General features: G+C 60.7%; 7 protein-coding genes. 3 read left to right on the forward strand and 4 right to left on the reverse strand.

Features of this window, described 5'->3' with window-relative positions; genetic code table 11:
* Positions 1-202, reverse strand: a 202-nt coding sequence (locus tag AC1DT3_RS12430) for an ATP-binding cassette domain-containing protein (RefSeq protein WP_477465564.1), incomplete at its 3' end; no start/stop codon positions are given.
* Positions 199-969, reverse strand: coding sequence for an ABC transporter ATP-binding protein (locus AC1DT3_RS12435; protein ID WP_477465565.1), 771 nt, complete (start codon positions 967-969; stop codon positions 199-201). The genes AC1DT3_RS12435 and AC1DT3_RS12430, both read right to left, overlap by 4 nt.
* Positions 970-1,126: 157 nt before the next feature.
* Between AC1DT3_RS12435 and AC1DT3_RS12440 the strand changes: the two genes are divergently transcribed.
* Complete coding sequence (locus tag AC1DT3_RS12440) at positions 1,127-1,576, forward strand: SRPBCC family protein (protein WP_477465566.1); 450 nt, start codon at positions 1,127-1,129, stop codon at positions 1,574-1,576.
* Positions 1,577-1,600: 24 nt separating this feature from the next.
* Here AC1DT3_RS12440 and AC1DT3_RS12445 read toward each other — a convergent pair whose 3' ends face one another.
* Complete coding sequence (locus AC1DT3_RS12445) at positions 1,601-1,981, reverse strand: hypothetical protein (protein WP_477465567.1); 381 nt, start codon at positions 1,979-1,981, stop codon at positions 1,601-1,603.
* Between the two features lie 39 nt (positions 1,982-2,020).
* The gene (locus tag AC1DT3_RS12450; RefSeq protein WP_477465568.1) at positions 2,021-2,779 is read right to left on the reverse strand and encodes an SDR family NAD(P)-dependent oxidoreductase; all 759 of its coding nucleotides are present in this window, start codon (positions 2,777-2,779) and stop codon (positions 2,021-2,023) included.
* A 109-nt stretch (positions 2,780-2,888) separates the two neighbouring features.
* Here AC1DT3_RS12450 and AC1DT3_RS12455 point away from each other — a divergent pair, with 109 nt between their 5' ends.
* Positions 2,889-4,280: an FAD-binding oxidoreductase gene (locus tag AC1DT3_RS12455; protein ID WP_477465569.1), complete on the forward strand. Its 1,392-nt coding sequence runs from the start codon at positions 2,889-2,891 to the stop codon at positions 4,278-4,280.
* 11 nt (positions 4,281-4,291) lie between these two features.
* Positions 4,292-4,742: alpha-hydroxy-acid oxidizing protein (locus AC1DT3_RS12460; protein WP_477465570.1), on the forward strand; the 451-nt coding region annotated here is incomplete at its 3' end.

Here is a 4,742-nt window from a genome sequence, read left to right on the forward strand (position 1 = left end):
GTCCAAGGCATTGCACCGATCCGCCCTCGAAGAGAACGAGGCCGGCAAGCGCTTTGAGAAATGTCGATTTTCCGGCGCCGTTAGGGCCGATGATGGTGACGATCTCGCCGGGCGAGACATCGACCGAAACATCGTGCACGATCGGCATTCCGCGGACATAGCCGGCGACCACATTCTTTGCGGCGAGGACGGGAGCCGTCATAGGTCGACGCCTCCAAGATAGGCGTCGAGAACGCGTTGGTCGGCCCTTACCCCATCCGCATCGCCTTCGAAGATGACACGGCCTTGCGCCATCACGATGATGGGATCGCAGATGCTCATCACCATGTCCATGTTGTGCTCGATGATGAGAAAGCCGACGCCGCGCGCATGCAGGGCGACGATTTTGTCGATCAAGGTTTCGAGCAGCGCTGGATTGACGCCGGCGGCCGGCTCGTCGAGCAAGATGAGCTTCGGATCGGTGATCAGCACTCGCGCGAGTTCGAGCAGTTTCTGCTGCCCGCCCGACAACTGACCGGCGAGGTCCTGCGCCTTGGCGGCAAGGCCGGTGAAGCCGAGTACCTCCATGGCGCGCTCGCGGATCTGTCGTTCCTGCTTTTGAACGGCACCGATGGAAAACCAGTTGTTCCAGAAGCGCTCGCCGGTCTGATCGAGAGCTGCCAACATGACATTCTCGACGACCGTCATTCTCGGGAATGGCCGCGGGATCTGGAACGTGCGCGCGAGCCCGGCTCTGAAGATACGATCGGGGCTTTTTCCGTCGATGCGCTGTCCATCAAAGCTGATCTCGCCGGTATCTGGGCTGAGCGCCCCTGCGATCAAACCGAACAACGTGGTCTTGCCGGCGCCATTGGGGCCGATGAGCCCGGTCATTGTTCCGGGCTGAACCGAAAGGCTGATGCCGTCGACGGCCCGCAGCGCGCCGAAACTGCGCACGACGTCACGCACATGGAGAACAGGCTTGCTCATGTGATCATAAGATCACGCAAATTTTTCTCTGAAAAGGTTTAAGTATAAAATAGTTTCTCGATTTTTGAGCAGCGCTGCTACAAAATCGGGCCGTGTCTCGTTCAATTGGCAGGCATGGATGTGAGGCCCGCTGGGGACGCCATCTGTGGAGAACAATATGACTTCGACTTTAGGCCATATGGTCACCAGGCACGTGAACGCTCCCGCCGACGGCGCCTTCGCCTATCTGTGTGACCCGATCAAACTCGGACGATGGTCGCTCGGATGTTTCGATACCTCGCTGGACGAGGCCGCGAAGCTGCACACGGGATTGTCGTTGTTCGATGGCGGACGCGGATGGTTTCGCATTGAGCCAGACCCAGCGCATCGGTTGATCGATTATTGGGTCGGCACACCCAGCTCTCTTTCGCACCGCATTTCTGCGCGCGTCATCGAAGGTGGGACAGTGGGCTATTCCGATGCGTCCTGCCTGATCATGCTCAGCGCCTGGCGTCCGCAAATGATGGACGCGGACCGGTGGGAGCGACTCTGCGCATCCCATGAGGCGGAGATCTGGCTCATCAAGGCGCAAATCGAAACGGAATTCAACGGCGGCGCCGGCCGTTGAGGCCCGGCGTCGCTGATCAGAGGATCAATGCTTGCCTTCGAGCAGGAAGAAGGGGCGTCCGAGGCGGCCTTCGATCCGGATGTAACGGTCGAGACGCACGCCGTTGGACGTGCGGCGAACGCATTGAATCATGGCCGCGAACACTTCGAGCGACGGAATTTCGAAGATCAGATACCAGGTGAAATCGGGCGCGCCCGGCTGRCCGACCATGAACAGATCGTCGTCAATGGTGGCCAGAACCTTTGCTCCCATCTCGCGCCATTCCTCGATCATTTCCTTGAAGCGCGGAAGAACTTTCTCACGGCGCTCTTCGTCGGACGCCTCGAACCAACCGTTTGTGGCCGCTCCCAGAAGGATGACGCGGTACGGTTTGGGGACTTCCGGAGCAACGAAATCGACAGCCATGGGATCGCCTTTCAGATCGGTACAGGAAAAGATGTGCGCCTAGCGCATGAAGACGCCGCCGTTGATGTCGAGCGTCGTGCCGGTGACGAAGCCGGCGGCGTCCGACGCGAGATAGACCGCGGCGGCGCCGACTTCATGATCGGAGCCGAGACGCCCGACCGGGATCGTCCGCGCGAGGCCCTCCACTTTTTCGGCCGGCATGACTTTCGTCATGGGACCTTCGATGGCAGCCGGTGCGATGGCGTTGACGGTGATGCCGCTGCCTGCCAGTTCCTGGGCAAAGCATTTCGTCAGCACGATGATGCCGGCCTTCGAGGCCGAATAATGGGCGCCGGCGACGACGCCTCCGCGCTGCCCCGCCAGCGAACTGAGATTGATGATACGGCCGGATTTCTGCTGGCGCATATGCCGTCCAGCGACGCGGCATCCGAAGAACACGCCGCGCAGATTGACGGCCAGAACGTCGTCCCATTCCGCAGCCGGAATATCCCACACGGATTTGGAAATCGTCATCGCAGCGTTGTTGACGAGGATGTCCAGACGGCCGAAGCGGGCGATCGTGTCATCGACGCTCGCGGAAAATGCATCCTCGTCCCGCACGTCGAGAACTGTGCCGATGGCGGATGTACCCTGAGCGTCGAGCGATTTTGCCGCAGCGTCGACCTCGGCGTTGATATCCGCGAGAACGACCTTTGCGCCAGCCTCGCGAAAGGATCGTGCGATGCCGAGCCCAAGTCCCTGCGCGGCGCCCGTCACGAGCGCGACCTTGCCCTCTAACGGCCCAGAAGCATTGCTCATCGCCAAGTCCCCCAGCTGAGTATTGGTATGTTTACATTACCAAATACGGCTGTCAAACTACCGCTTACACTTTTACTGCCGCCTTTCCAGGCGCGCCAAGGCTTAAGCAATGCATGCGGATCTGATTGAAACTTTGAGGACCGAACTGGGTGAGGCCGTCGTGTTCGGTAACGACATTCCAGAACGATTCCACGCCGATTGGAGCGGGCTCGAACCCGTGCGTCCGCTCGCTTTGATCAGACCGCGCAGCACTGAAGAGGTGTCGGCCGCCCTCAAGATCTGCAATCGGTATTCCGTGCCAGTGGTCCCGCAAGGTGGACTCACAGGTCTCGCCGGCGGTGCGCAACCGATTGCGGGCGGCGTCGCTCTCTCGCTCGATCGCATGTCCGGCATCGAAGAGATCGATCCGTTCATGGCGACGATGACGGTGCTCGCAGGAACGCCTCTCGGTGTGATCCAGGCAGCGGCGGAGGAGAACGGCTTGTTCTTCGGGCTCGATCTCGGCGCTCGCGATTCCTGCTCCATCGGCGGCAATATCGCGACCAATGCAGGGGGTAATCGTGTCATCCGCTACGGGATGGCGCGCGACCACATTCTCGGTATCGAGGTCGTCTTGCCCGATGGCACGATCATGCGATCGCTGAACAAGATGCTCAAGAACAACGCCGGTTACGATCTCAAGCAATTGTTCATCGGATCCGAGGGGACGCTCGGTATCGTCACGCGGGCCGTCCTGCGTCTTCAGGCTCGACCGGCTGCGATATCCTCGGCATTCTGCGGCTGCACAGATTTCGACGCGGTGCTTGCGCTTCTCAAGACGTCCCGCACGCGGCTTGGTTCGTCGTTGTCCGCATTCGAAGTCATGTGGCCGAGCTTCTACGACTTCATGACGAGCGGATTGCCGGACCTGCGCCGGCCGTTCGCGGAAGCCCACGGGGTGTATGTGCTGATCGAAGCGAGCGGCTTTGACGCGGCGCGAAATGCCGAGCTGCTCGAAGCTGTTCTGGGCGATGCGCTCGAGAACGGCGCGGTCTCGGACGCGATCGTCGCCACGTCCGAGAAGGACGCCAAGGATCTCTGGGCGGTGCGCGAGAGCGTCTCCGAATACAGCCGTCTCATGGGTCCGCTGACCGCGTTCGACATCGGATTGCCCGCGAGCGTGACCGGCGCCTTCGTCGTCGAGATGGAACAGGCGTTCAAGGACCGCTGGCCGGACGCAATTCTTCTCAGCTACGGTCATATCGGCGACAGCAACCTGCATCTCGTCTCCAACATTCCGTCCGCCGGCGCACACCAACCGCATGATGAAATCGCCGAGCTCGTCTACGGTGCGGTCGGCCGCGCTGGAGGATCGATTTCGGCGGAGCATGGCATCGGATTGCTCAAGAAGCCTTATCTCGCCTATTCGCGCAGCCCGGAAGAGCTCGAGCTCATGGCGCTTCTCAAGCGCATGCTGGATCCGAACGATATTCTCAACACCGGCAAGGTTCTCTCCCTCTAAAGGTGCGCTCCATGGCTCGGGCCTTCACGAGAAGCAGACAGGTCGACAAGGCGCTCTCGATCGCCGAATTGCGTCACATGGCGCAGCGACGCTTGCCGGCGTTCGTGTTCGAGTATCTGGAAGGGGGAGCGGAGGACGAGGTGACGCTCCAGCGCAATCGGGCGGTGTTCGACGAGCTGGCGTTCATTCCGAGAACATTGGTGAAATGCGGTGCGGTCGATCCTGCAACGAACCTGTTGGGACGCGCGACTCCCCTCCCGATTCTGATCGCCCCCATGGGATTTTGCGGCTTGTTCGCCCGGCAAGGCGATCTCGCCCTCGCGCGGGCGGCGGCCGCCTTCGGCATTCCGTTCGTGCAGAGTACGGTGTCCAACGCGGCCGTTGAAACGATCGGCACGGTGGAAAATCTGCGCCATTGGATGCAGCTCTATGTCTTTCGCTCGAAAGCCTTCATGGAAAGTC

The sequence above is a fragment of the Microvirga sp. P4_G7 genome, from assembly GCF_056401005.1.